Raw genomic sequence first — 26,291 nt, 5'->3', positions numbered from 1 at the left:
TCATGCGCAGCAGACTCGTCCTGCACGCCGTCGACTCGCACACCGAGGGCATGCCCACCCGCGTGATCACCGGCGGGATCGGCACCATCCCCGGCGCGACCATGAACGAACGGCGGCTGTACTTCCGCGAACACCGCGACGACGTCAAGCGCCTGCTGATGAACGAGCCGCGCGGGCACTCCGCCATGAGCGGCGCGATCCTCCAGCCGCCCACCCGGCCCGACTGCGACTGGGGCGTCGTCTACATCGAGGTCTCCGGCTACCTGCCCATGTGCGGCCACGGCACGATCGGCGTGGCGACCGTCCTCGTGGAGACCGGCATGGTCGAGGTCACCGAGCCCGTCACCACCATCCGCCTCGACACCCCCGCCGGACCCGTCGTCGCCGAGGTGGCCGTCCGGGACGGTGCGGCGAAGGCCGTGACGCTGCGCAACGTGCCGTCCTTCGCCGTCGCCCTCGACCGCGAGGCGACCCTGCCCGACGGCCGGACGGTGACGTACGACCTCGCCTACGGCGGCAACTTCTACGCCATCCTGCCGCTGGAGCGGCTCGGGCTGCCCTTCGACCGCTCCCGCAAGGACGACATCCTGGCCGCCGGTCTGGCGCTCATGGACGCCATCAACGCCGGGGCAGAGCCGGTCCACCCGGAGGACCCGTCCATCCACGGCTGCCACCACGTCCAGGTGACCGCGCCCGGTGCCACCGCCCGCCACTCACGGCACGCCATGGTGATCCACCCCGGCTGGTTCGACCGCTCGCCCTGCGGCACCGGCACCAGCGCCCGCATGGCCCAGTTGCACGCCCGCGGCGAACTCCCGCTGGCCACCGAGTTCGTGAACGAATCCTTCATCGGCACCCGGTTCACCGGCCGGCTGCTCGGCACGACCGAGGTCGCCGGGCATCCGGCCGTCCTGCCCAGCTTCACCGGCCGCGCCTGGATCACCGGGACCGCCCAGTACCTGCTGGACCCGGAGGACCCCTTCCCGGCAGGCTTCGTCCTGTGAACGCCGTCAGCACGGGCACCGGCCCGTCCCTGCCCCACCTGGGCGGCCGCAGGCCCAGCCACCGGGAGCGCGTCGCCGACGCGCTGCGGGCCGCGCTGATCGCCGGCGAACTGCGGCCCGGCGAGGTGTACTCGGCGCCCGGCCTCGCCGCCCGCTTCGGCGTCTCCGCCACACCGGTGCGCGAGGCCCTGCTCGACCTCGCCAAGGAAGGGCTGGTCGACACCGTCCCCAACAAGGGGTTCCGGGTCACCGCCGTCTCCGACCGGCAGCTCGACGAGTACACCCACATCCGCTCGCTCATCGAGATCCCGACCACCGCAGCCCTGGCCGGCACCGCCGACCCGGTCGCCGTCGAGGCGCTCCGCCCGGTCGCCGAGGAGATCGTCACGGCCGCGGTGGCCGGCGACCTCATCGCGTACGTCGAGGCCGACCTGCGCTTCCACCTCGGCCTGCTCGCCCTGGCGGGCAACGCGCACCTGGTGGAGGTCGTACGGGACCTGCGCCGGCGCTCCCGGCTGTACGGGCTGACGGCGCTGGTGGAGCAGGGGCGCCTGGAGGCGTCGGCCCAGGAGCACCTGGAGATCCTCGACGCGCTGCTGGCCCGGGACGAGCGGGCGGTGCGGGACGTGATGGCCCGGCACCTCGGACACGTACGGGGCCTGTGGGCATGACACCGGCACGCAAGCGGCTTGCGTAACTTGCGCTACGCTTGCGCGCATGACGCGACGACTTGCCGAGGTGGCGAAGAAGGTCGGGGTCAGCGAGGCCACGGTCAGCCGGGTGCTCAACAACAAGCCCGGAGTCTCCGAGGCCACCCGGCAGTCGGTGCTCTCCGCCCTGGACGTGCTCGGCTACGAGCGGCCCACCCAGTTGCGCGGCGAGCGGGCCCGGCTGGTCGGCCTGGTCCTGCCCGAACTGCAGAACCCGATCTTCCCGGCGTTCGCCGAGGTCATCGGCGGCGCCCTGGCCCAGCTCGGCCTCACCCCGGTGCTGTGCACGCAGACCAAGGGCGGGGTCTCGGAGGCCGACTACGTCGACCTGCTGCTGCAACAGCAGGTCTCCGGCGTGGTGTTCGCCGGCGGACTGTACGCGCAGGCCGACGCGCCCCACGACCACTACGAGCGGCTCGCCGAACGCAACATCCCGGTCGTCCTGGTCAACGCGGGCATCGAGCACCTGGGCTTCCCCGGCGTCTCCTGCGACGACGCGGTGGCGGTGGAGCAGGCCTGGCGGCACCTCGCCTCGCTCGGCCACGAGCGGATCGGCCTGGTGCTCGGTCCCGGCGACCACATGCCCTCGGGCCGCAAGCTGGCCGCCGCCCGGTCCATCGGGGAGGTGCCGGACGAGTTCGTCGCACGCGCCATGTTCTCCGTCGAGGGCGGTCACGCGGCGGCCTCCCGCCTCATCGACCGGGGCGTCACCGGCTTCCTCTGCGCCAGCGACCCGCTGGCCCTCGGTGTCGTACGGGCCGCCCGGCGCAAGGGCCTCGACGTGCCGTCGCGGATCTCCGTCGTGGGCTACGACGACTCCGCGCTGATGAACTGCACCGAGCCGCCCCTCACCACCGTCCGGCAGCCCATCGAGGCCATGGGGCGGGCCGTGGTGGAGCTGCTGAACGCGCAGATCAACGGCAGTTCCGTCGCCGCCGAAGAGCTGTTGTTCGAGCCCGAGCTGGTGGTGCGGGGCTCGACCGCGCAAGCACCTCGTTCCTGAAAGCCCTCTGCCTGCCGAGCACTTACCGGTCCTCCGTGACAGGCAGCGGCGGGCGGCGATCGCGGATCTGCCGCAGGCCCGGGACCAGGTGCACACGCGGGTCGCCCCGCGCCTCGCCGAACTGCGGACCCATGTGTACGAGCAGATCCGGGCGGCGAAACGCGGGGCGGGTGACGGCCGCCCCGGCCGGCCGAGGCCCTGCTGCCGCAGCGGGAATCGTGTACGTCGCCCGCGTCCCGGCCAGCCGCATCATGACCGCGTCGATCACGGTCGGCACCCGCTTCCCGGCACACCTCACCGCCGCGGACCGTCCTCGCAGCCTGCCGGACGCCGAGATCGGCACCCGCCTCGCCCGCGCCGACCTGCGCGCCCACACCTCCCGCACCCTCACTTCGCCGCACGCCCTGCGCGCGGAACCGCGCCGGGTGCGCCGCCAGGGGTACGCGCTGGTCGACCAGGAACTGGAGGAGGGCCTGCGGTCGGTCGTCGCGCCGGTCAGGGGCCGGGACGGCGAGGTGGGGGCCGGCGTGAACATCGCCGTGCACGCCGGCCGCACCTCGGTGGAGTCGGTGCGCCGGGACCTGCTGCCCCACCTGCCGGCGACCGTCGCCCGGACCGACGCCGGCCTGAGGATCACAGGTCCAGCACGAGCCGCCGGCCACGACAGCGGGACACACAGATGAGCATGGTCTCCCCGGCGGCCCGCTCGGCGTCGGTGAGCACCGAGTCCCGGTGGTCCGGGGTGCCCTCGACGACCTCGGTCTCGCAGGTGCCGCAGGTGCCCTCCGTGCAGGAGAACAGCACCTCGACCCCGGCGGCGCGGACGGCGTCCAGGACCGAGACGTCCGGCGCGACGGTGACCGTGCGTCCGCTGCGGGCGAGAACGACCTCGAACCCGGTGTCCGGGCCGGCCGCTTCCGCTTCCTTCGGGGAGAAGCGCTCCACGCGCAGCACCCCGGCCGGGCACCGCGCCTCGACCGCGTCCAGCAGCGCCCCGGGCCCGCAGCAGTACACGAGCGTGTCCTCGGGCACGTCGTCGAGCACGGGGGCGAGGTCCAGCAGCCCGGCCTCGTCCTCGGGGACGATCGTCACCCGCTCGCCGTACCGCTCCAATGCGCCGGTGAACGCCATGGTGTCCCGGGTCCGCCCGCCGTACAGCAGCGTCCACTCGGCGCCCGCCTCCTCGGCGGCCGCCAGCATCGGCAGCAGCGGGGTGATCCCGATGCCGCCGGCGACGAAGCGGTAGCGGGCCGCGGGCTCCAGCGCGAAGTGGTTGCGCGGTCCCCGCACCCGCACCTTGTCGCCGGGCCCGAGCCGCCCGTGCACATACGCGGACCCTCCCCGCCCGTCGGCCTCACGCAGCACGGCGATCCGCCACGCCTGCCGGTCGGCGGGGTCGCCGCACAGCGAGTACTGCCGCTCCAGACCCGGACCGAGGACGACGTCGACGTGCGCCCCGGGCTCCCAGGCGGGCAGCGGCTCGTCCAGCGGGTGGCGCAGGGTCAGGGCGAGCACGCCGTCGGCCACGGCCTCCCGGCGGCCGACGACGAGTTCGGTCTCGTACAGGGTCATGAGGCGTTTCCCCGGGGCCGGTGTCCTTGCGGGTGGGCGAGCATCCACTCCCACATCGCGACCGGGTCCTCGGCGCTGTGCTGGGCGCCGCAGTGGCAGGTGCCGTGCAGCACGTCGGTGCCCGGGACCCAGTCGACGCGGTAGATCTCGCCGGTGCGCGCGCTCACCGGGCCGCCCGCTCACCGGGCTTGTCGCCCTCCTCGACCAGCCGGGCGAGGATGCGACGCGCGGCCAGACCACCGGTGTCGATGTTGATGCTCAGCTCCTGGTAGCCGGTGCGCTCGGTGCCCAGCGTGCGCTGGAGCAGGTTGAGCGCGTCGACGTCCTGCATGACGACCGTGTGGTTGTTCGTCCGGAGGAACTCGGTGACCTCGGCGTCCTCGGTCGCCCAGTCCCGGGAGACCGCCCAGAAGTCGTACACCTTCCCGTCGCCGGACGGCGTGATGGCGTAGGTGATCTCGGTGTGGAAACCGTGCGGATCGCTGCCGTCCGCCTGTGGCACCACGCCGACCGGGGCGACCCGGCTGTGCAGCAGGTACAGGCAGGGCGCGTGGTACTCGATGTCCTGCCACCGCGAGATGCGCCCGCTGATCCCGGTCGACCTGGCGTAGAAGGGCGGGCACTCGGCGTCGTCCATGTGCCGGCTCACCCGGACGATCCCGGCGCCCTCGTCGACCTCCGTGGTGATCGGCGTCTCGGCGACCTCCGGGGTGCCGATGTAGCCGCCGTGCAGATACGTCTCGTGGGACAGGTCGAGGAGGTTGTCGACGAGCAGCCCGTAGTCGGCGTCGATCGGCTCCATGCCCCGCACGGTGACCCAGCCCGGCGAGTCCAGGTGCCGGGCGCGCGGCACGTCCCCGGGGTCGGCGAGTGCCGGGTCGCCGATCCACACCCACACCAGGGAGTCCTGTTCGAGCACCGGGTAGGAGGCGACCCGGGCGGTGCGGGGGACGCGTTTCTGCCCCGGCACGTACACGCAGGTGCCGGTCGTGTCGTAGGTGAAGCCGTGGTACCCGCACACGATCCGGTCGCCGTCGAGCCGGGTCGGCGCCTCGGACAGCGGATAGCGCCGGTGCACGCACCGGTCGTGCAGGACGACCGGGGTCCCGTCCTCCTCGGTGCGGTAGAGGACGAGCGGTTCACCGAGGATCGTCCGGCCGAGCAGCTCGCGTCCGACCTCATGACTGTAGGCGGCGACGTACCACTGGTTCCTGGCGAAGGCGGTCATGTGCGGCATCGTTGCGGCTCCGTCCGTCGTGGGTGGTGGCATCGTCGGCGAGGGCGCGGCGGGGCGGCAACGCTGCTTCCGCCTCACGGAAGCAGCGCGCCGGGGATTGTCGGTGGGTGCCCCTAGTCTTCCGGTCAACGTCACGGCGTGGCGCGCCATTTGGGGCCGCCGGGGGACGCGGTGCCGGATCCGGATGGGAAGAGGCGAGGCAGCGATGGGTTGGCTGGCGGCGGGCGACACGTACGAAGTCGCACTGGTGGAAGGGCGGGTGGTGGCCCGGTCCGCGTCGGGGGAGTCACCGGGCGAGCGGGTGGCCGGCCTGCCGGCGGAGATACGGGACCACCCCGAGGTGAGCGGACTCGAGCGGTTCGCCGAGTGGCTGGACCGGCACGCGGCCGAGTGCGCGGCACAGGTCGCCCACTGGATGGTGTCCTCGCTGCCGGTCCCGGCCGCTCTGCTGGCCCGGGTCTGGCCCGACGAGGCGTGGCGGGCGGTGCTGCGTGACATCGTCATCGCCGGCGACGGCCCCGACGACGTCGGATTCCTGCGGGACGCGGACGACTCGGGCGGGCTCCGGCTGGTGAACGCCGGCGGCGAGACCCTCCGGCTGACGCCCCGGACGGTGACCCTGCCGCATCCGGTCCTCCTCCCGGACCTCGAGGACCTCCGCGCGTTCGCGGCCGAGTCGGGCGTGACCCAGGGCGTCGACCAGCTCCACCGCGCCACCTGGCACAAGCCCGACGCGATCGACGGCGGCGCTTTCGCCGTCACCGAGTTCGCGGGCGCCGAGTACGGCTCGTGGTACCACCTCTCCGCCCGCGCCACGTCGCTCGGCTACCGCGTCTCCGGCATGAGCGCCGTCGACCGGATCCGCGACGCCGGGCGGATCTTCACCGCCTCGGTCGACATCGGCAACCCCTTCACCGAGGAGAAGGCCTGGACCGGCGCGCTGACCTGGCGGGACGAGGACGGGCACCGCGCGCTTGCGCTGACCGACGTCGGCCCCGTGGCCTGGTCCGAGGGCATGCGCATGGCCGCGGCCCTGCACGCGGGCCGCGCGGTGCCCACGGACGGCGGCGAGTGAACGGCATGGCGGCACGGACACCCACGGAAGGCAACCGATTCATGAACGACGCGACGACACCGGGCGGGGCGACGGCACGGACGGAGGAGCTGCTGCGCGCCGGTGCCGTGCTGCCCCCGGGCACCACCGGGGCGGGCGACCGGGCCGTGCCCGTGCTCACCCAGGCCTACCGGCATCCCGGCCTCGACGGCCGGATCATCGTCCGCCTCACCACCGCGGAACAGGGCGTGGAGCCGGGCACCGGTTTCCTCGGTCTCGAACCCGAGGGCGAGCCGGTGGAGGTCGGCCTCGGGCGGCCCCGGGCGATGGGCTTCCCCGAATGGGTCCTGGTCCGTCATCCCTCGGACGGCCACCTGGCCATGTCCCTCGTCGAGGAGATGAACAAGGTGGCGCGGACGGTGCGATCGCGGCCGAAGAAGGCCCGCGCCACCTACGAGTCCATCGGGCAGCGGCTCGCCGGATCCGTGCCCCACTTCCTGCCGACGTTCTACGAGCAGGCCGGCCGGGTCTTCCTGGCCGCCGACCAGAAGGCATACGCGTCCCAGATGTTCGTCAACGCGCGCAAGGCGGAGACGGCGCACGCGCTGCCCTTCGACGAGGCGCGCATGGACGCGGTGTTCCTCGAGTTCGCCCTGGCCGACGCCGTGCCGACGAAGATACTCTCCGGCTACGCCAAGGGGCTGTCGTCGCGGGTACCGGCCGCCACGGCGTTCCGGCATCTGCGCGGGCTCTTCGTCCGGCTCGCGTCGCACGGCGTGCCGCCGTCCAGTCCGGGCGCGACCGACCTGCGCAGACTGGCGAAGGCCGTCGCGGGCAAGAACGCGCTCGCCGAGGAGATGGCCTATCTGCGCGAGATGCTGCCGCTGCCCGGCACGGCCAAGGCACCGCCCGGCTGGTGGAAGTCCCATCGCCCCGCCCTGCTGGAACTGACCCGGCGGGAGCCCGCCGTCCGGGGCGCCCTGCTGGGCCTGCTGCCCACGGAGTGGGAGCAGGAGGAACTGCCCCAGTGGCTGGACCTGCTGGACGCGTCGGGCGCCACCGCCGGGCTGTGCGACGCCGGCCTGCCCGCCGAGGAGCGTTCACCCGACGGCACGGCCGGCTGGACGCGCCGGTTCCTCGACCTGTGCCGCACCGGCGACGGGCGGCTCGCACCGGCGGAGCTGCCGCCACTCGTCGACCGCATGGCCGACGCACTCCGCGCCGAACTGCTCGCCGACGGCACCGCGTTGCCGCCCCCGGTCAGCGACGTCAACCTCCTCGACCAGTTCCTGGCCCTGCGTATCCCGGTCGCCGACCCCGAGGAGCGCTCGCGGCTCAACCTCCAGGACTGGGCGGCGTGCGACCGGCGGCGCGATCTCCTCGCCCTGGAGGCCGACACCCGCTTCCGCGCGGCCTTCCGTCGCGGCTGTCCCACCTACGAGCGGGAGAACACCGACAAACGCACCGTCACCACGCTGGCCGGGTCGCCCGGCGGACGACCGATGCTCGCCGAGTGGGTGGCCGACGTGAGCCGGAGGTACCTCACCGCGGAACTGGGCGGGTTCACCGCCTGCTCCGGCCCGTTCGAGACGCTGAAGTGGCTGCCCGGCGAGGTCCTGGCAACTGCCGAGAAGGCGGTACGCGCGGCCCTGGCCACCGGCATGGCCCCGGCGCTCGCCCGCACCCTGCGCACCGGGATCCTCGACGAGCTGGGCTGGCCCGCCTGGGACGAGGCGGTGGGCTCGCCCGAGTCACCGGAGGCGGCGCGCGCCACGCGAGTGGGCGAGGCCTGGCCGCACCTGATCGTCCACCACGGCACACGGGTCCGGGTGATCGGCCCGGAGGGCACGGTCCTCGCGCACGAGCTGCGCCTCCCGGACGGGGCGGACCGGTGGCACCCCGACTTCCGGTACGTGGACGGCGGACTGCTCGTCACCTGGTACGCGTTCTCCACGTCCAGCTCGCACGGCTACTGGCACGACACCGACGCCTCGTCACCGGTGCCGGTCGAGGGCGACGTCCGCTACGGCTACCTGTGCGCGGCGGACGGGACCGGCGGGATGAACGGCATGCCTCCCGCCTCCCTCCCCCTGCCCGGGGGCGGCCGGACCACCGGGCACGGCGTGCTGCGGCGGGGGGACACCACCCGCATACCCTCGCGACGGCCGGTGATCAGCGACGGCACGTCGTACTGGGTGTGGATCAAGGACTGGGCCGACGACGCGAAGAGCGCCTGGCACGCGTACGACCCGGCCGAGAACACGGTGGGGGAGTCCGGCGGTCCGGACTGGTTCGCCGAGGGCCTGCGCACCGCGCCGGAGGGCAGCACCCTCGGCACCGCCTGGCTGCTGCCCGCCCCCTCCGCCGAGCCGGGCCCGGTGTGCGCCCCGGTGGACGGACTGCTCGGCTGGCGGGTGCTCACGCTGCCCGACGGTTCGCGACGGTGCGAGGACCTGGCCGGTCGCTCGGTCGTCGTGCCGCCCGCAGCGGGCGGGAGCCCGGAGCACGCGCTGCTGTTCCCCGGCACGGATCGGCCCCTGACCGTGATGCGGTGGTCGAGCAGTGACATCCGGCTGGTCGATCCCGAGGGCAGGGTGGTCGCCGAAGTCACCCGCGGTCACACGGCCGGCCCCTTCAGCGCGGGCACCGCCCTGCTGCCGCCCCTGCGGTACTGGCCCCTGCTCCGGCCCCGCGACCCGCAGGGCTCCGCGGCGCTGCGCCGGGTCGGCGAGGACACCGCGGCGGCACTGCTGGCAGCGGCCGTGGCGGAGGTGCCCGGGGACGGCACGGACGACCGGGACGCGCTGCCCGATCTGGTCGGCACCCTGCTGCCGCAGGTCGGTCACGAGGCCCTGCGCGCCGGCATCATCGGGGTGGTGCGGTTCGCCGCCGAGCAGCAGCGCACCCTCGACGCGGCGCTCGCCCGACTGGACTCGGCGGTCCAGGGCGACGCCACGGAGGAGCCCCGTCCCGCGATCGGCGACCGCCTGCTCGCCTCGGCGCTGAACGGCACCGGCCTGACCGAACGCGACAAACGCCAGCTCTACGACTGGCTCCACCGCGCCTTCGAACTGCCGAAGCTGCTCGCCCGGTCGGCACGCGGCCAGGCGGAGCCGGTCCCGGCGGGCACCGTGCACGTGTCCCTGGACACGAATGAGCCGCTGGAGACCGTGAACGTGCGGGCGCTGCCCGAACTGCCCGTCGTACTGGCGCTGCGGGCCGCCTCGGAGGCCACCGTCGAGGAGCACCGGCAGGCTCTCGACGCCTACCTGGCGGAACTGGACGCGCAGGGGCTGACGGAGCTGGACCCCGCCCACTGGCGCCGGGTCCGCGTGGTCCTGGACTACGCCCTGTTCAAGGGGCCGGGCGCTGTGGGGGGTTACCCGAAGGCGGCCGTGCTGGACCTGGGTGGCGGCGCGTTCCTGCTCTTCCCCGCCGACTGGTACCGGTTCGTCAGCGAGTACGACCCGGCCGGAGACAGGGGGAAGCACTACGGCGCGGTGTTCCACGACCCCTCCGGCCGCTTCGAGGTTCCCGCCCCCTACATCCTGGTGTCCGAGGAGCCGTTCGTACCGGAGCCGACGCGGGCGCCGGGCTGGGTCGCGGCCTTCCGGGCCGAGCTGGCCCAGCGCGGCCCGGCGCCCTGGCGGCCGGCGGCCGCCGAGGAGTTCGCCCGGCTCACCGGCGTCACCCCGACCACGGCCCGGCTCGTGCTGGCCGGAATGCCGCAGATCGACGACAAGCGCGAGGCCGTGCCCTCCGCGACGCTGAAGACCATCGGCGTGAAGGCGGCCGACGCCCGCGTGGCCAAGGACGGGCTGAGGGCCCTCGACATGGACGCCCTGCGGGCCGTCGTGGCGGCCCTGCTGCCCGCCGAACCGGCCCGGCTGTGGACGCACGGCCCCGACGCGGCCCGTGCGGCCGAGGTCTGGAACGAGCGGCTGGGCCGGCGCACTCCCCTCCCGGAGGAGGTGCTCCACGACGCGGTCCGCACCGTCGAGCCCGTCGGATGGGCACCGGCCGACGCCCTGCGGGGCTTCGTCGACCTGGCCACCGAGCCCCGGCTGACCCGCGACCTGACCTGGACCTTCGGCCGCTACCGGGTCGTGTCCGCCGAGCAGACGCCCGGCTTCGACAACAGCACCCTGAAGGGCTCGGTGGCCCTGGCCGCGTGGCTCGCCCACCGCCTCCCGTCCGGAGACCCGATCCGGGCGGCCCTGCCCGGTGTGCTGACGGCGCTGCGCGACCGGCTGGCCCACCCCGGGCTGCTGCTGGGTCTCGACAGGAGGGCCGACTGGGAGGCGTTCCGGCGGGCCGCCGGAGACCCGGACGAGACCGGCGACGATTTCGTGCGCCACGGCGCGATCCTGTTCGGCACCGAGGGGCCCGAGCCGGTTCCCGCCGTCCGGCCGGCACTGCTGGACACCACGGGCGACGGCCCCCACCTGACGGCCCTGTCGGCCGGTGAGCGGCCCAACGCCCAGGAGACCGCCCTGCGTCTGGTCCACGACCCGCGGTTCGCCGAGCTGCTCGCCGACCCCGGCACCCCGGTGGCCGGCGAGCGCGACGCCGACGGTCCCTGGTGGCCGCAGGACCCCGCCCGCTCCGTGCCCGACCTGGTCGGCGAGGTGGCCGGGCGGCACGGCCTCGGAGAGGACGCCGCCGTCCTCTACCTGATGCTGCTCGCCATGCCGGACCCCACCGACCGCAACGTCGCGCGCTGGACCGGCTGGGGCGGACAGCGCGGGGGAACCGCCCGGCACCGTGCCGCCCGCGCCGAACTCGCGGCCACCGGACTGGTACTGGAGGGCAGTCGCCCCAAGGCGGGACGCTCGCTGTTCCTGCCCGGCGGGTGGGTGCAGCTCGCGAACCCGCACCTCCCGCTGGAGCGGTGGAAGCTGCCGCTGTACGACCTGCTCGACGGCGAGACGCCCGTCCTGGGCGTCGTCGTGCCCTCCCGGCCCGTCGCCGGCCTCTACCGCGAGGCCTGGCGGCGTGTCCAGGACGGGGACGGTCCGCAGCTGGAGGAACTGGAGGTGCCGCGACCGCGCAGGCGCCGCCGCTGAGTTCCGCCCGGAGGGACGGCCTTCGCGTGAGCGGGGCCACCAGCGGCAGCAGCGCGTTGAGGTCGGTGGACTGGTCGACGTCCATGGAGGCGAGGACCGGGGCGTCGGAGGCCGACCAGACGGTCCCGAGGGCCCGGCCCCGGCCCTTCTGTTCCAGCCGGGAGGACCTGACCTCCGCGAGCTCCGCCGCCGGCCGCGCCGCCACCTGCGGGCCGTCCCTCGCCGGCCCGGCGTGCCTCGGGCGGCTGCGGCGCCGGCGGGATGCGAACCCGCGGACGGGTTGGGGCCAGGCCCGCCCCGCCCCGTCGGTCGGCGTGGACGGGGCCTCGCCCACGCCGGTCGCAAGGGGCCGCTCTGCCACGGCGACGCGGCCTGCGGAACCGCGCCGTCCCGCTGTGACGAGCGCAGAGAGGTCACCGCGTGGGGGCGAGCCGTTCACCCCGCAGTGCCCGTCATCGCGCCAGCTCCTTGTGTGCCGTCTCCGGCAGCCGCAGGTACACCAGCGAGGACAGCAGGCACAGGACGGCGACGTACCAGGGGAAGAGCCCGGGGTGACCCAGCTCCTTGAACAGCGTGCCCATGTACGGGGCCGTGCCGCCGAACAGGGCGACGGTGAGCGAGTACGGGAAGCCGATGCCGGCCGCGCGCACCCGGGGCGGGAAGATCTCCGCGTTGACGGCCGCGCTGATCGAGGTGAAGCCGGTCAGCAGGATCATGCCGGCGCACTGCACCAGCAGCAGCACGGCGAACGAGTCGCGCAGGGCGTGCAGCAGCGGCACGCTCAGCAGGGCGAACCCCACGCCGAAGAACAGCAGCAGCGGGCGGCGGCCGAAGCGGTCGGAGAGCAGTCCGCCGAGCGGCTGGAGCAGCCCGAAGAAAGCCAGCGAGATCGTGCCCGCGAGCAGCGCGTCCGACTTGTCCAGCCCCGTGTTGAGTTCGGCGTACGTCGGCAGGTACGACGTCCAGGTGTAGTAGGCGATCGTGCCGCCCGCCGTGATGCCGCCGATCAGCAGCGACTCGCGCGGATGACGGCGCAGCGCCTCGAACAGCCCCGGACGCGGCGCCCGTTGCTGCTCGGCGCTGCGGGTCTCCTGGGCGCCCTGCCGGATCCAGAAGCCGACGAGGCTGAGCACGGCCCCGAACACGAACGGCACCCGCCAGCCCCAGCCGTTCATCCGTCCCTCGTCGAGCGTGTCCACCAGCACGGTCGCGACACCGGACGCGACGAGCTGCCCGGCGGTCGTCGAGACGTACTGGAAGCTGGAGAAGAGACCGCGACGGCCGGGCCCCGCCGACTCCACCAGGAAGGTGGTCGACGCGGCGAACTCGCCGCCCACCGACAGCCCCTGGAGCAGCCGCGCGGCGACCAGCACCACCGGCGCCAGCACACCGGCCGCCGCGTACGTCGGGGTCAGCCCGACCAGCAGGCTGCTGCCGCCCATCAGCAGGATGGTGACGGTCAGCGCCGCCCGCCGCCCGCGCCGGTCGGCGATCGCGCCCATCAGCAGTCCGCCGACGGGCCGCATGAAGAAGCCCACGGCGAACACCGCGAATGTGGACAGCAACGGCACCAGCGAGTTGTCGGCGCTCTCGGGGAAGACCTGGTCGGCGATGTAGGTGGCCAGGAAGGTGTAGGCGTACCAGTCGTACCACTCCACGGCGTTGCCCACCGAGGCGGCGAGGAGCTGGCGTACGGGCCGTCGGGTCGGCGGGGAGTCCGTGTGCATGCCTGTCATGATCGCGACCATCCCCGCCCGGCGGGTCCGGCACACCCCACGTACCGACGACTTTCACATCAGCGCCACCGGACCCTTCCCTGACGTTTGGTGCTCCTGGAACACTCTTTTCGCGCGCATTCCGTCACCGGCCCGGCACGGTCCGGCACGATCCCCACCCCCCGAGGCGAGAGGCTTCCCACCCCATGCCCGAAGTCAACCGGCGCCGCTTTCTCCAACTCGCGGGCGCCACATCGGCGTTCAGCGCGCTGTCCGCGAGCATCGAGCGGGCCGCCGCACTCCCGGCGAACCACCGCGCGGGAAGCATCGAGGACGTCGAGCACATCGTGGTCCTGATGCAGGAGAACCGCTCCTTCGACCACTACTTCGGCACGCTGCGAGGCGTCCGCGGCTTCGGCGACCCGCACCCGGTGACCCTGGACAGCGGCAAGTCGGTGTGGCACCAGACCAAGAGCGACGGCACCGAGGTTCTGCCCTTCCACCCCGAAGCCGACGACCTCGGCATGCAGTTCCTGCAGGGTCTGCCGCACGGCTGGTCCGACGGTCAGGCCGCCTACCACAACGGCAAGTACGACCGCTGGCTGCCCGCCAAGGGCACCACGACCATGGCGTACCTGACCCGTGAGGACATCCCCTTCCACTACGCGCTCGCCGACACCTTCACCGTCTGCGACGCCTACCACTGCTCCTTCATCGGCTCCACCGATCCCAACCGCTACTACCTGTGGTCGGGCCACACCGGCAACGACGGCAAGGGCGGCGGCCCGGTCCTCGGCAACGACGAACGCGGCTACGACTGGACGACGTACCCCGAGCGGCTGGAGGCGGCCGGAATCTCCTGGAAGATCTACCAGGACATCGGCGACGGCCTGGACGCGGCCGGCTCCTGGGGCTGGATCGGCGACGCCTACCGCGGCAACTACGGCGACAACTCCCTGCTGTACTTCAACTCGTACCGGAGCGCCCGGCCCGGTGACCCGCTGTACGACAAGGCCCGCACCGGCACCGACGCCAGGAGCGGCGAGGGCTACTTCGACCGGCTCCGCGCCGACGTCAAGGCCGGGAAGCTGCCGCAGATCTCCTGGATCGCCGCCCCCGAGGCCTTCTCCGAGCACGGCAACTGGCCCTCGAACTACGGCGCCTGGTACATCTCCCAGGTCCTGGACGCCCTCACCTCCAACCCGGCGGTGTGGGCGAAGACCGCCCTGTTCATCACCTACGACGAGAACGACGGCTTCTTCGACCACGTGGTGCCGCCGCTGCCGCCGAAGTCGGCCGCGCAGGGCCTGTCCACCGTCGACGTGTCCCTCGACGTCTTCAAGGGCAGCGCCACGCACACCGAGGGCTTCTACGGGCTCGGCCCCCGCGTCCCCATGCTGGTCGTCTCGCCGTGGAGCAAGGGCGGCTACGTCTGCTCCGAGACCTTCGACCACACCTCGGTCATCCGGTTCATGGAGCGCCGCTTCGGCGTGCGCGAACCCCAGATCTCGCCGTGGCGGCGCGCCATCTGCGGCGACCTGACCTCCGCCTTCGACTTCTCCCGCCCGGACAGCCGGCCCGCCCGGCTGCCGGACACCGACGCCTACGAGCCGCCGGACCGCGAGCGCCACCCGGACTACCGCCCGACACCCCCGGCGGACCCGGACATGCCCCGCCAGGAGCGTGGCCCGCGCCCCGCACGCCCGCTGCGTTACGACCCGCACGTGGACGGCGCCGTGGACGCGGCGGCCGGGAAGTTCACGCTCACCTTCGCCTCCGGCGCCCGGGCCGGTGCCGCTTTCCTCGTCACCTCCGGCAACCGCGGCGACGGCCCGTGGACGTACACCACCGAGGCCGGCAAGAGCATCGCGGACACCTGGAACTCGGTGTACTCGGACGGCGCGTACGACCTGACCGTGCACGGCCCCAACGGCTTCCTGCGCGTCTTCCGGGGCGGGAACAGGGCCGCCGGGCCCGAGGTCACCGCCCGGCACACCGGCGACGACGTCCGGCTGACCTTCACCAACGCCGGGTCCGGCACGGTCCGCCTGCGGATCGCCGACGGCTACGGCGGTCCGGGCAGGACGGTCACGGTGCGCCCCGGTGCCACCGTGCGGCACACCGTCGACCTGGCGGAGAGCCGGCGCTGGTACGACCTCACCGTCACGGCCGACGGCGACCCGGCCTTCCTGCGGCGCTTCGCCGGGCACGTGGAGAACGGGCGGCCGGGAGTGAGCGACCCGGCGATCGCCACCGTGTAGGCGTCGGCGCGGGCATCACAGCGGAGTCAGGTGCCCCGGCATCGGCTGCCGGGGCACCAGCACCGGCTCCGTCCCCACGGGCCCGCCGTCCGGCTCCGGCCCCGGCACGGCGGGGCCCACCTGAGGCCGGTCCTCGGCCACCGGGAGCGGCTCGTCGGCCGGCGCGGGCGTGGCCCGGCTCAACTGGACCACGCCCCAGCCGGCCAGTGCCGCACCGGTCAGCGCGAGCAGCACACCGGCCGGGCCGCCGCGCAGCCGCTCACCGAGCAGTGACACCCCGATCACCGCGGCGGCCACCGGGTTGGCCAGCGTCACCACCGCGAGCGGGGCGCCCAGGCCACCCCGGTAGGCCGTCTGGGACAGCAGCAGCCCGCCCGCCGCGAAGGCCGACACCAGCACCGCCACCCCGATCACCTGGACGCTGAGCAGCGGACCCGAGCGGTCCGTGACGGCTACCGTGACGGTCTGGGTGAGTGCCGAGGCGACCCCGGAGGCGATGCCGGACGCCGTCGCGTGCCGCAGACCCGGCCGGGCGCCGGGCCGCGACAGCAGACCGATCAGCGCCGCCGTCGCACCGGAGACCGTCAGCGCCTCCGGCACGCTCAGCACGTCGTCGGGCGCGGGGCCGGAAGCCGTCAGCAGCAGCGCGCCCAGGCCGAGCAGCGTCAGTCCGGTGCCCCGCCACTCGACCGCACTCACCCGCCGGCCCGCCAGCCGCGCCCCCAGGGGCACCGCCGCGACCAGGGTGAGCGCGCCGAGCGGCTGGACCACCGTGAGCGGGCCGTACTTGAGGGCCACGACGTGCAGCAGCGCGGCCGACGCGTTGAGCGCGACGGACCACCACCAGGCGCCGTTGCCCAGCATCCGCAGCGCGCCCGCGGAGCTGCGGGCGGCCAGCCGCTCCTGGGCCACGGCCGCGGCGGCGTAGGCGACGGCCGAGACCAGGGACAGCAGGACGGCGATCAGCGCGGCGTTCACCGGCCCGCCCCCACCAGCTCGTGCCGCTCCGGTTCGCGCCGTTGCGGTTCGCGCCGCTCGGCCGGGCGTCGCCGGGGCACCGGCAGGCGGTGCGGCGTCCGGTGGGCCGCGTGCGGCGGGCGGACGACGGCGAGGGCGGCGCCGAGCAGGGCGGTCGCCCCGATCACGTCGAGCCAGTAGTGGTTCGCGGTGCCCACGATCACCAGGAGCGTCACCAGCGGATGCAGCAGCCACAGCCACCGCCCGCGCGACCGGGTGGCGACGATCAGGCCGACCGCCAGCATCAGCGCCCAGCCGAAGTGGAGGGAGGGCATCGCCGCGAACTGGTTCGACAGCTGGTCGGTGCGCGGCGGGCCGTACACCGAGGGCCCGAACACCCGGGCCGTGTCGATCAGTCCGGTCGCGCCCAGCATGCGCGGCGGGGCCAGCGGAAAGGCCAGGTGCAGCACCAGCGCGGCGCCGGTCACCGCCGCCAGCACCCTGCGGGCCCAGACGTAGTGCGCCGGCCGCCGCAGATAGAGCCAGACCAGGAAGGCCACGGTGGCCGGGAAGTGGACGGTGGCGTAGTAGGTGTTCGCCACGTGGATCAGGGAGTCGCCGTGCAGCAGCAGGGACTGCACCGTGCCCTCGTCGGGCAGCCGCAGCGCGCGCTCCCAGTCCCACACGTGGTACGCGTTGCGGTAGGCCTCGGCGGTGTGGCCGGTCGCCAGCCGGCGGCCGAACTTGTAGACGAGGAAGAGCCCTGCGACGAGCAGGAGTTCACGGACGAGTGGCGGGCGCGCGGGCGCGTCCGGCTCCGCTTCTGCAGGCCAGGTGCGGGCATTCATCCCCGGGGCCCCTTCGCTGACGGTGGTGCGTGCGGTGGTGCTGGCCGGACCGACGACTCACCGGGTGTGGCGGAGTCATCGGTCCGGGGGGCGTGTGACGGTTCTCATCGATACGACCCCGTTCCGATACGCCAGTGTACCGATACGGTGGGGTACCGGTACACTGCCGTATCGATAGACATACGACACACTGGAACACGGGTCCCTCGACCCCTGGCTGCAGTGCCGCTGCAACGAGTGAGGAGAAGAGCATGACGTCGCAGGCCGCGGACCGACCGGACACGGTCGGCGCCTCGCGCCGCTCCAAGATCACGCCCGAGCGTGAGAAGGAGTTCTTCGACGCCGTGCTCGAACAGATCCGGGAGTGCGGCTACGACGCCGTGACCATGGAGGGCATCGCCGCCAGCACCCGGTGCAGCAAGTCCACGCTCTACCGGCAGTGGAAGACCAAGCCGCAGTTCGTGGCGGCGGCCCTGCGCTCCAGCCGCCGGGTGCGCTTCGCCGGCATCGACACCGGCTCGCTCGCCGAGGACCTGCGCCAGGCGGCCCGGGCCGCGGGCCAGTGGTCCGGCAAGGACACGCTGCTCCAGGCGCTCGGCCACGCGGTCATGCAGGACCCGGAGCTCCAGCGCGCGCTGCGCGAGGCGCTGGTCGAGCCGGAGATCGCGGCGCTGCGGGAGATCCTGCGGCGCGGGGTCGAACGCGGCGAGGTTCCGGCCGGCCACCCGGCGCTGGAGTTCGTGCCCGCGCAGATGTTCGGCGCCCTGCGGATGCGGCCGGTCATCGAGGGCGAGTACGCCGACGCGGAGTACCTGGTGCGGTTCGTGGAGGCCGTCGTGCTCCCGGCCCTCGGCCTGCCCTGAGACCCAGGCCGCCGTCCACGGGATGACTGGACGGTGGCCTGCCCGCGCCGCACCGTGGGGACGGGGGCGGCGCGCCACCACCGGCCGGGTGGGACGCCCTTTGAGCGGAAGGGCGCCCCACTCGGCCGACCGACGTTCCGGGGCCGGTCAGACGTCCTGTCCGCTGCCCCCGCCGGAGGACACCTCGATGCCCTGGGTGATCTCGTCGATCACCGTCTGCGGCCCGTCCGTGTCGACACCGAAGCGGACGACGACGATGCGCTTCGCGTCGGCCGGCGACGGGAAGGCGAGCGACTCCACATACCCGTCGGCGCCCTTGCTGGTGACCGCCTTCCAGCGCACCAGGTAGCCCTTCTGACCGGCGACCGTCACCGCCTTGGAGGCCAGCTCCTGGTGCGAGGTGATCCCGCCGTAGGACTTGCCGCCGTACGACTCCTCCGCGTTCGCCTCGATGTCCGCCTTCGCGACCTCCTCGGCGGTGGTGCCCTCGGTGCCGAGCACCATCGCGGGGGCCGAGTAGGCGCCGCCCTTGGTGCAGCTCGCCGAGGTGTCGCCCGGGCACTTGTAGGCGTCGTCGGAGGTCACCGACGCGCCGACCGACAGCTGCTGCCCCGACCAGCCGTCCGGAATGGGCAGGCTGATCCCGCTGACCGGGTCCGGGACCGACCCGCTGTCGATGGTGGGCGGCTCCGACTGTCCCGGGGAGTCCGGCGCGGGCGACCCGTCGCCCCCGCCCGGACCGCCGAAGGGGTCGTTCCCGTCGCCGGAGCCGGGCCCCTCCTGCTGCCGGGACCCCGCGCTGCTGCCGGACGAGCCGTCACCGTCGGCCAGCACGTACACACCGCCGCCGATGCCGGCCAGGACGGCCACGGCCGCCGCGACGGCTATCCCGGTGCGCAGACCGCGCCGCCGGCCGGCCGGCGGCTGGACGGGATACCCGGGATAGCCCGGGTGCACCGGATACGGCCCGGGTGCGGTGCCGTACGGGGCGGGTGCGGTGCCGTACGGCCCGGATGCGGCGTCGTGAGGCCCGGGCGCGGGGGCCGGCGGCGCGGGCGCCGCGCCGGTCACCGGCGGAGTCCCGGGCTCCCGCGCGGCGGCCGGCCCCGCCGGACGGACCTGGTCCGTCCACGCCTTGCCGTCCCACCAGCGCTCGGTGGCGGGACCGTCACTTGTCTGCCCGGGGTCCGGGTACCACCCGGGAGGAGTCACCTGCGTCATGACCCCACCGTATGAGGCGTCGGTGAAAGCGGGATGAGAGACCCCGCGACAGCCCCCGCTCTCCCGCCCGTTGACGCACGACCGGCATTCCGCCGCTGGTGACGGGCCCGGCACGTCGCCCGCGCTTTACCGCATGTCACCCGTCACGGCAACTGGTGCCCCGAGCATCCACCACCGGGTCGATCGGGCCGCTAGGCTCAACCTCTGTACGTCGTTCGGGCGACATGGGGAGGTAGCGGGATGACGGAGGTACGGCCCACGGCCGCCGCCTCGGCCTCCCTATGGGAGCGCGACGAGGAAGTCGCCGCCATCACACGGGCGGTGGACACCCTGTGCGCGGACCGCTCGTCCTCCGGCAGCCTGCTGGTGTGCCGGGGCGAGGCGGGACTGGGCAAGACCGCGCTGCTGGCCGAGACCCGCCGCATCGCCGAGGCCCGCGGCTGCACCGTCTGGTCGGCGCGCGGCGGCGAGACCCTGCGCTCCGTCCCCTTCAACGTCGTACGGCAGTTGCTGCAGCCGGCCCTCGTGTCCATGCTCCCAGAGGAGGCGCGCGACTACCTCGGCGACTGGTACGACATCGCCGGCCCCGCCCTCGGCATAGCCGAACCCGGCGAACGGCAGGCCGACCCGCAGGGCGTGTGCGACGGCCTGGTCGCCGCCGTGCGCCGGCTGGCCCGCAGGGAGTGGCCGCTGGTCCTGCTCATCGACGACGTCCACTGGGCCGACCAGGAGACCCTGCGCTGGCTCGCCGCGCTCGCCGAGCGCCTGGACGAGACGTCCGCCCTGCTGGTGATCGCCCGCCGTCCCGGCGGCGTCACCGGCGACAGCGCCCGCCACCTGGACGCCGCCGAGGCCGCGGGCCGGCCCCTCGCCCCGCTCAGCGCCCTCACCCCGGAGGCGACGGCCGGGCTCACCCGCGCCACCGTGGGCGCCCACGCCGACGGCGCGTTCTGCCGCGAGGTGTGGGCCGTCACCGACGGCAATCCGTACGAGACCGTCGAACTGCTCGCCAAGGTCCAGGACAGCGAACTGGAGCCGGTCGAGTCCCGGGCCGCCGAACTGCGCGCCCTGAACCGCTCGGCCCGCGGCGGCGGACTCGTCGCCCGCCTGGAGCAACTCGGCATCGACGCCACCCGGTTCGCCTGGGCCGCCGCCATCCTCGGCACCGGCATCACCGTCGACATGGTGGCCCGGCTCGCCACCCTGGACCGTGGCGACGCCGTGCGCTGCGCCGAACTGCTCGGCACCGCCCGCATCCTGACCGGGCCCGACCCGGCCGCCGGGCGAGCGGCCGACGGCGACCTGGAGTTCGTCCACCCGCTGATCGCCACCGCCGTCTACAACTCGATCCCCGACGCGCTGCGCCGGGCCATGCACGGCATAGCGGCCCAGCTCGTCGCCGACTCCGGACTCGGCGCCGCGGCCGCCTCCCGCCACCTCCTCCAGGTCCACCCCGACGACGACCAGGACGTCGTGCGGCAACTGCGCGACGCCGCCCGTGAGCACCTCGCCGTCGGCGCGCCCGACGCGGCCCGGCGCTGCCTCGAACGCGCCCTCGAGGAACCGCCGCTGCCCGAAGCGCACGCCCGGGTGCTCTACGAACTCGGCTGCGCCACCCTGCTCACCGCGCCCGCCACCACCATCGGGCACCTGCGCACCGCCCTCGCCATGCCCGGCCTCGACGGCGAGGAACGCGTCGACGCCGTCTTCCGGCTCTCCCAGGCGCTCCTCCACAACGACCAGCTCGAGGAGGCCGTCCGCACCGTCGAGGCGGAGTCCGCCCGCAACCCGGACCCGTCGGCGCGGCTGCGCCTCCAGGCCGTGCAGTACATGTGGGAGGGCATCCACGCCGGCGAGACCGCCTCACCCGGCCGCTCCGCGCGCCTCGCCGAACTCGCCGCGACCTGCACCGGCCGCGACAACGCCGAACGCGCCCTGCTCATCCTGCGCGGCTTCGACGCCATGACCCACGGGGAGAACGCCGAAGAGGTCGTCGAACTGTGCGACCGCGCCCTCGTCAACGGCCGCCTCGCCCCCGGGCTCGGCTGGACCGACACCGAGTGGGGCCTCGAACTGCCCATGATGCTGGCCAGCGCCTACGCCTACTGCGACCGGCTCGACCGCGCCGAGGCCCTGTTCACCGAAGCCCTGCGCGCCTACGAGACCGCGGGCTGGAGCGGCGGCCACCTGGCCCTCGCGCACGCCTACGTCGGTCTGGGCCACCGCAGGCGGGGCCGGCTGCGGGAGGCCGAGAAGTCCCTGCGCGAATCGCTGCGCATCGCCGAGCGCGTCGGCCGCGGCCTGCCGCTGTACTGGTCCGCGACCTGCAACCTGATCGACACGCTGCTCGCCCGCGGCCACGTCGAGGAGGCCCGGTCGCTCGCCGACCAGTACGGCTTCGCCCCGCCCTACCCGTCCACGATCGTGCTGCCCGACCCCCGTACCGTCCGCGGCCGGCTGCTGCTCGCCACCGGCCGCACCAAGGACGGCATCAACGAACTGGAGGCCGCCGAGAAGGCCGCCGCCGCACGCGGCCGGCACAACCCGGTGGTGGTCCCCTGGGCGACCGACCTCGCCCGCGCCCTCGCTGCGGAGGACCCCGGCCGCGCCGCGCAACTGGCCTCCGACGCGCGCCGCCAGGCCGAGCGCTTCGGCACCGACACCGCCATAGGGGAGGCCCTGCGCTGCGCCGCCGCCCTGGAGACGGGCCAGCGCGCGGTGCGGCTCGCCGCCCAGGCGGTCGCCTACCTGGAGGCCTCGCCCTGCCAGTACGAACACGCCGCGGCACGCGTCGAGTACGGCATCGCGGCCCGCTCGAAGGCGGAGCTCGAACGGGGCCTGGCGCTGGCGCGTTCGTGCGGCTCGGACGGGCTGGTGGCGAAGGCCCGCGAGGCCCTGGCGGGACTCGTGGGCTGATCCGCCCGCTCAGCCCGCGGCGCCGTCCTCCTCGGCCAGCACCCGCTGGGCCGTCGCGAACGCCGAGTTCGCCGCCGGCACCCCGCAGTACACGGCCGTCTGGAGCAGCACGGCGCCGATCTCGTCCGGCGTGAGCCCGTTGCGGCGGGCCGCCCGGACGTGCATGGCCAGCTCCTCGTAGTGGCCGTGCGCCACCAGCGCCGTCATCGTGACCATGCTGCGCTCGCGGCGCGAGAGCGTCTCGTCGGTCCAGATCTCACCCCAGGCGTAGCGCGAGATGAAGTCCTGGAACCGCGCGGTGAACGGGGTCTGCCGCCCCTGCGCCCGGTCCACGTGCGCGTCGCCCAGTACCTCGCGCCGTACCGCCATGCCCCGCTTGGCACCCCCGTCGAAGTGCCCGCGCAGCGCGGTCAGCACCGCCTCGGGGCGCTCGGCGGGCGCCAGGTGCGAGGCGCCCGGGATCTCCACCAGCGCCGCGCCCGGCACGGCGTCGGCGATCTCCCGCAGATGCGCGGGCGGTGTGGCCGGGTCCTCGCGGCCGGCGATCAGCAGGGTGGGCGCGGCGATCTCGCCGAGCCGGTCCCGCAGGTCGAACGCGGCCAGCGCGTCGCAGCACGCGGCGTAGGCCCCGGGGTCGGCCTCCCGGTGGTCCCGCACCAGCTCCGGCACGGTGAACCCGGGCGTGAACCACCGTGCGTCGGCGCTCTCGGCGAGCTCGTCCAGCCCTTCCGCGCGCACCAGCGCGGCCCGTTCCTCCCACCCTTTCGCACCGTTGAAGTGCGCCGACGAGCAGAGGACGGCCAGCGACGACACCCGCTCCGGGTGGTGCACGGCCAGGTGCAGGCCCACCGCGCCGCCCAGGGACACGCCCGCGTAGGCGAACCGCTCGACGCCGAGCGAGTCGGCGAGCGCAAGCACCAGGCCGGCCAGGTCGGCGACGGTGGCGCCGGGACCGATGAGGTCGGCCGACGAACCGCCGTGTCCCGGCAGGTCCCAGCGGATCACCCGGTGGCCGATGGACAGCTCGGGCGCCACCTTGTCCCACAGGGCGTACGAGGTGCCCAGCGAGGGCCCGAGCAGCAGCGGGGGAGCGGAGGAGGGGCCTTCGGTCAGGTGGTTGAGCATGGTCAACGTCGCTCCAGAGCACGGTCGGTGAGGGCTCCGGCGGAGCCGGTGTAGCGGGCGGGGTCGGTCAGGGCGTCGAGGTCGACGTCCTCCAACTCCGGTACCCCGGCGAGGAGGTCGCCCAGGCTGCGGTCCTCGGCGTAGGTGCGCCGGGCGAGTTCGGTGAGCAGTGCCTTGGCGCGGGCCCGCCCGAGCACCGGCGCCAGCTCGGCGGAGAGCCGCTCGGACACGATCAGCCCGTGGGTGAGGCCGAGGTGCGCACGCATCACGTCCGGGCGCACCCGCAGTCCCTCGGCCAGCTCGGCGGCATCGCGCGCCGCCCCGCCGGTCAGCCGGAGCAGGTCCCGCAGCGGTTCCCACTCGGCGTGCCAGGCCCCGGCCGGGCGTTCGTCCTCGGCGGCCAGACAGCCGTACAGCGTGGCCGCGAGCTGCGGCGCGCGCCGGGCCGCCGCCGCGATCAGCGTGGAGCGCACGGGGTTGGCCTTGTGGGGCATGGCCGACGAGCCGCCGCCGCTGCCCTCCGCGACCTCGCCGATCTCGGTGCGGGACAGCGTCAGCACGTCCACGGCGATCTTCCCGAGGGCGCCGGCGGCGAAGGCGAGGCAGCCGGCGAGGTCGGCGATCGGGGTGCGCAGCGTGTGCCAGGGCAACAGCGGTGCCCGCAGGCCCAGTTCACGGGCGTACGCCTCGGGCAGCGCGGTCGCGTCCTCGGCGCCGTACGCCCCGAAGGCCGCCAGGGTGCCCGCCGCGCCGCCGAGCTGGGCGGGCAGCGCGTCGCGTGCGGCCGTGATCCGGTCCCGCGCGTCGAGCACCAGCGTGCGCCATCCGGCCGCCTTCAGCCCGAAGGTCGTCGGCACGGCGTGCTGGGTCAGCGTCCGGCCCGGCATCGCCGTGTCCCGGTGTTCGGCCGCCAGCCGGGCCAGCGCCCGCTCCGTGCGGGTGAGGTCGGGCAGCAGCAGGTCGAGGGTGCGGGCGGCGACCAGCATCGTCGCGGTGTCCATGATGTCCTGGCTGGTCGCGCCCCGGTGCACATACGGCCCGTACTCGTCGCCGACCGCCTTCGTCAGGTCCGCGACCAGCGGGATCACCGGGTTGCCGCCGCCGCGGGCACGCGCGGCCAGGGAGTACACGTCGAAGCGGGCCGGGTCGGCGGCCTCGGTCACCGCCCTCGCCGCCTCGGCGGGAGCGAGCCCCAGCCCGGCCTGGGCCCGGGTCAGCGCCGTCTCCGCGTCGAGCAGGGCCCGCAGCCAGGCGCGGTCGCCGGTCGCGTCGGCGGCCGGCGAGCCCGCCCACCCGGGGGCGAGCAGGCCGGCGTCGGGAGCTGATGTCACTGGAACTCCAGGAAGACCGTTTCGCCTTCGCCCTGAAGGCGGATGTCGAAACGGTACGTGCCGTTGCCCTCGTCCCCGGCGATCAGCGTGCCGCGGCGCTCCGCGTCCACCCGGGACAGCAGCGGGTCGGCGGCCAGCGCGGCGTCGTCGCCCGGCAGGTAGATCCGGGTGAACAGGTGCACGAGCAGGCCGCGGGCGAACACGCACAGGCTGAGGTAGGGCGCGTTCCGCCCGCGTGCCCCCGGGCGCAGGGTCCGCGCGTACCAGTGTCCGTCGGCGTCGGTCTGGATGCGGCCGAAGCCGGTGAACTCCACGCCGTTGCGGCCCAGGAAGCCGCCGGAGGCGGGGTCGCGCCGCATCGAGCCGTCGGCGGTGGGCACCTTGCCGTCCGGGTCCGGACCCCACACCTCCAGCAGGGCGTCGGGCAGCGGCCGGCCCTCGCCGTCGTACACGTACCCGTGCACGGTGACGGTGTCGGGGTGCCCGAGGGGCGCGATGTCCTCGCCGCCGCGGAAGGGCAGCGCGTAGCCGTAGAACGGGCCGACCGTGTGCGACGGGGTGGGCAGCACGTTCTCCGCGCCGCTGGTGTCGATCTTCGTCATGGCGGTCAGCGTCCTTCTTCGATCCAGGTGGCGTTCGGGCCGTCGAGCACGATGTCCCAGTGGTAGCCGAGGGAGAACTCGGGCACGGACAGGCTGTGGTCGTACGTCGCGATCAGCCGCTGCCGGGCCGCGTCGTCGGTCACCGACTGGAGGATCGGGTCGTACGGGAACAGCGGGTCGTTCGGGAAGTACATCTGCGTCACGAGCCGCTGGGTGAACGCCGAGCCGAACACCGAGAAGTGGATGTGGGCCGGACGCCAGGCGTTGACGTGGTTGCGCCAGGGGTAGGGGCCGGGCTGGATGGTGGTGAAGCGGTAGAAGCCGTCGTCGTCGGAGAGGGTGCGGCCCACGCCGGTGAAGTTCGGGTCCAGCGGGGCGTCGTGCTGCTCGCGCCGGTGGGCGTAGCGGCCGGCCGAGTTGGCCTGCCATATCTCCACGAGCTGCCCGCGCACGGGCTTGCCGCCGCGGTCGAGGAGGCGGCCGGAGACGGTGATGCGCTCGCCGACCGGCTCTCCGGTGTGCTGCCGGGTCAGGTCGTTGTCGATGCCGGTGAGGTCCCGTTCCCCGAAGGCGGGGGAGGACAGCTCCACCAGCTCCGGGTCCTTGCTGACGTCGATGTTGATCGGCGGCTGCTTGGGGTGGCGCAGCACCGAGGACCGGTACGGGGCGTAGTCGCGGCGCGGGTGGTGCTCGACGGGCGCGCCGTCGGCGACCCGCTTCTCGTAGGCGGCGTGCTCGGCCGCGATCTCCGCGTCGATGTCGTGCTGAGTGAGAGTCATGGGGGTTCCCTGGGTGACTGGGGTCTG

19 protein-coding genes and 3 pseudogenes are annotated in these 26,291 nt (G+C 74.2%); 10 read left to right on the top strand and 12 right to left on the bottom strand.

Annotation, left to right across the window (positions count from 1 at the left end; translation table 11 throughout):
• Nucleotides 1-2 precede the first annotated feature (2 nt).
• The 5 genes and pseudogenes from ACIRG6_RS14440 to ACIRG6_RS14420 form a co-directional block, all read left to right on the top strand.
• Nucleotides 3-1,004 carry a proline racemase family protein gene (locus ACIRG6_RS14440; RefSeq protein WP_364677161.1) on the top strand — a complete coding sequence of 334 codons (1,002 nt, stop codon included), beginning with the start codon at nt 3-5 and terminating at the stop codon, nt 1,002-1,004.
• Complete coding sequence (locus ACIRG6_RS14435) at nt 1,001-1,675, top strand: GntR family transcriptional regulator (RefSeq protein WP_351135179.1); 675 nt, start codon at nt 1,001-1,003, stop codon at nt 1,673-1,675. The genes ACIRG6_RS14440 and ACIRG6_RS14435 overlap by 4 nt, the downstream gene beginning before the upstream one ends.
• Before the next feature lie 46 nt (nt 1,676-1,721).
• Nucleotides 1,722-2,717: a LacI family DNA-binding transcriptional regulator gene (locus ACIRG6_RS14430; protein ID WP_364677164.1), complete on the top strand. Its 996-nt coding sequence runs from the start codon at nt 1,722-1,724 to the stop codon at nt 2,715-2,717.
• A gap of 64 nt (nt 2,718-2,781) precedes the next feature.
• Nucleotides 2,782-2,883: pseudogene (locus tag ACIRG6_RS14425) on the top strand (ABC transporter ATP-binding protein); the annotation flags it as partial.
• 49 nt (nt 2,884-2,932) lie between these two features.
• Nucleotides 2,933-3,400 (top strand): annotated as a pseudogene (locus tag ACIRG6_RS14420) (IclR family transcriptional regulator domain-containing protein); the annotation flags it as partial.
• Here the strand turns inward: ACIRG6_RS14420 and ACIRG6_RS14415 are convergent.
• From ACIRG6_RS14415 to ACIRG6_RS14405, 3 genes are read right to left on the bottom strand one after another with little or no spacing between them, the layout of a single operon-like run.
• The gene (locus tag ACIRG6_RS14415; RefSeq protein ID WP_365020883.1) at nt 3,351-4,289 is read right to left on the bottom strand and encodes a PDR/VanB family oxidoreductase; all 939 of its coding nucleotides are present in this window, start codon (nt 4,287-4,289) and stop codon (nt 3,351-3,353) included. The pseudogene ACIRG6_RS14420 and the gene ACIRG6_RS14415 overlap by 50 nt on opposite strands.
• Nucleotides 4,286-4,456: a hypothetical protein gene (locus ACIRG6_RS14410; RefSeq protein WP_364677167.1), complete on the bottom strand. Its 171-nt coding sequence runs from the start codon at nt 4,454-4,456 to the stop codon at nt 4,286-4,288. The genes ACIRG6_RS14415 and ACIRG6_RS14410 overlap by 4 nt, the downstream gene beginning before the upstream one ends.
• The gene (locus ACIRG6_RS14405) at nt 4,453-5,526 is read right to left on the bottom strand and encodes an aromatic ring-hydroxylating dioxygenase subunit alpha (protein WP_318215338.1); all 1,074 of its coding nucleotides are present in this window, start codon (nt 5,524-5,526) and stop codon (nt 4,453-4,455) included. The genes ACIRG6_RS14410 and ACIRG6_RS14405 overlap by 4 nt, the downstream gene beginning before the upstream one ends.
• A gap of 205 nt (nt 5,527-5,731) precedes the next feature.
• On the opposite strand from ACIRG6_RS14405, the gene ACIRG6_RS14400 reads away from it, so the two are divergent.
• Nucleotides 5,732-6,601 (top strand): DUF4132 domain-containing protein, encoded by an 870-nt coding sequence (locus ACIRG6_RS14400; RefSeq protein WP_365020886.1) that lies wholly within the window; start codon nt 5,732-5,734, stop codon nt 6,599-6,601.
• Between the two features lie 41 nt (nt 6,602-6,642).
• Entirely contained in the window at nt 6,643-11,646 is a 5,004-nt protein-coding gene (locus ACIRG6_RS14395; RefSeq protein ID WP_403322727.1) for a DNA-binding protein, read from the top strand.
• Nucleotides 11,647-11,674: 28 nt separating this feature from the next.
• Here ACIRG6_RS14395 and ACIRG6_RS14390 read toward each other — a convergent pair.
• Nucleotides 11,675-11,857, bottom strand: a pseudogene (locus ACIRG6_RS14390) (glycosyltransferase family 2 protein); the annotation flags it as partial.
• 241 nt (nt 11,858-12,098) lie between these two features.
• A complete protein-coding gene (locus tag ACIRG6_RS14385; protein WP_364677174.1) occupies nt 12,099-13,394 on the bottom strand; it encodes an MFS transporter in 1,296 nt (431 codons plus the stop codon).
• A gap of 173 nt (nt 13,395-13,567) precedes the next feature.
• Between ACIRG6_RS14385 and ACIRG6_RS14380 the strand changes: the two genes are divergently transcribed.
• Complete coding sequence (locus ACIRG6_RS14380; RefSeq protein ID WP_364677175.1) at nt 13,568-15,622, top strand: phosphocholine-specific phospholipase C; 2,055 nt, start codon at nt 13,568-13,570, stop codon at nt 15,620-15,622.
• A 15-nt stretch (nt 15,623-15,637) separates the two neighbouring features.
• Here ACIRG6_RS14380 and ACIRG6_RS14375 read toward each other — a convergent pair whose 3' ends face one another.
• Together ACIRG6_RS14375 and ACIRG6_RS14370 are read right to left on the bottom strand one after the other, a co-directional pair.
• Entirely contained in the window at nt 15,638-16,600 is a 963-nt protein-coding gene (locus tag ACIRG6_RS14375) for a DMT family protein (RefSeq protein ID WP_364677177.1), read from the bottom strand.
• Nucleotides 16,597-17,427, bottom strand: coding sequence for a phosphatase PAP2 family protein (locus tag ACIRG6_RS14370; protein ID WP_364677179.1), 831 nt, complete (start codon nt 17,425-17,427; stop codon nt 16,597-16,599). The genes ACIRG6_RS14375 and ACIRG6_RS14370 overlap by 4 nt, the downstream gene beginning before the upstream one ends.
• A 251-nt stretch (nt 17,428-17,678) precedes the next feature.
• Here ACIRG6_RS14370 and ACIRG6_RS14365 point away from each other — a divergent pair, with 251 nt between their 5' ends.
• Entirely contained in the window at nt 17,679-18,290 is a 612-nt protein-coding gene (locus tag ACIRG6_RS14365; protein WP_364677181.1) for a TetR/AcrR family transcriptional regulator, read from the top strand.
• A gap of 147 nt (nt 18,291-18,437) precedes the next feature.
• Here the strand turns inward: ACIRG6_RS14365 and ACIRG6_RS14360 are convergent, their stop codons facing one another.
• Entirely contained in the window at nt 18,438-19,511 is a 1,074-nt protein-coding gene (locus ACIRG6_RS14360; RefSeq protein ID WP_350715178.1) for a DUF2510 domain-containing protein, read from the bottom strand.
• Nucleotides 19,512-19,751: 240 nt separating this feature from the next.
• On the opposite strand from ACIRG6_RS14360, the gene ACIRG6_RS14355 reads away from it, so the two are divergent.
• Nucleotides 19,752-22,427, top strand: coding sequence for an ATP-binding protein (locus tag ACIRG6_RS14355; RefSeq protein WP_364677183.1), 2,676 nt, complete (start codon nt 19,752-19,754; stop codon nt 22,425-22,427).
• Nucleotides 22,428-22,436: 9 nt separating this feature from the next.
• Here the strand turns inward: ACIRG6_RS14355 and pcaDC are convergent, their stop codons facing one another.
• The 4 genes from pcaDC to pcaH are packed head-to-tail and all read right to left on the bottom strand — an operon-like array spanning nt 22,437 to nt 26,264.
• Complete coding sequence (gene pcaDC, locus ACIRG6_RS14350; protein ID WP_364677235.1) at nt 22,437-23,552, bottom strand: bifunctional 3-oxoadipate enol-lactonase/4-carboxymuconolactone decarboxylase PcaDC; 1,116 nt, start codon at nt 23,550-23,552, stop codon at nt 22,437-22,439.
• 2 nt (nt 23,553-23,554) lie between these two features.
• Complete coding sequence (gene pcaB, locus ACIRG6_RS14345) at nt 23,555-24,883, bottom strand: 3-carboxy-cis,cis-muconate cycloisomerase (RefSeq protein WP_364677185.1); 1,329 nt, start codon at nt 24,881-24,883, stop codon at nt 23,555-23,557.
• A complete protein-coding gene (pcaG, locus tag ACIRG6_RS14340; protein WP_364677186.1) occupies nt 24,880-25,485 on the bottom strand; it encodes a protocatechuate 3,4-dioxygenase subunit alpha in 606 nt (201 codons plus the stop codon). Before pcaG ends, pcaB begins: the two co-directional genes overlap by 4 nt.
• 5 nt (nt 25,486-25,490) lie before the next feature.
• Nucleotides 25,491-26,264 (bottom strand): protocatechuate 3,4-dioxygenase subunit beta, encoded by a 774-nt coding sequence (gene pcaH, locus ACIRG6_RS14335; protein ID WP_364677188.1) that lies wholly within the window; start codon nt 26,262-26,264, stop codon nt 25,491-25,493.
• Nucleotides 26,265-26,291: the final 27 nt, after the last annotated feature.

Source organism: Streptomyces flaveolus (assembly GCF_044765825.1).
In the GTDB taxonomy this organism is placed as follows: domain Bacteria; phylum Actinomycetota; class Actinomycetes; order Streptomycetales; family Streptomycetaceae; genus Streptomyces; species Streptomyces flaveolus.
The sequence above is the reverse complement of the archived record's forward strand: the minus strand, read 5'-3'. Positions and strand labels throughout refer to the sequence as shown.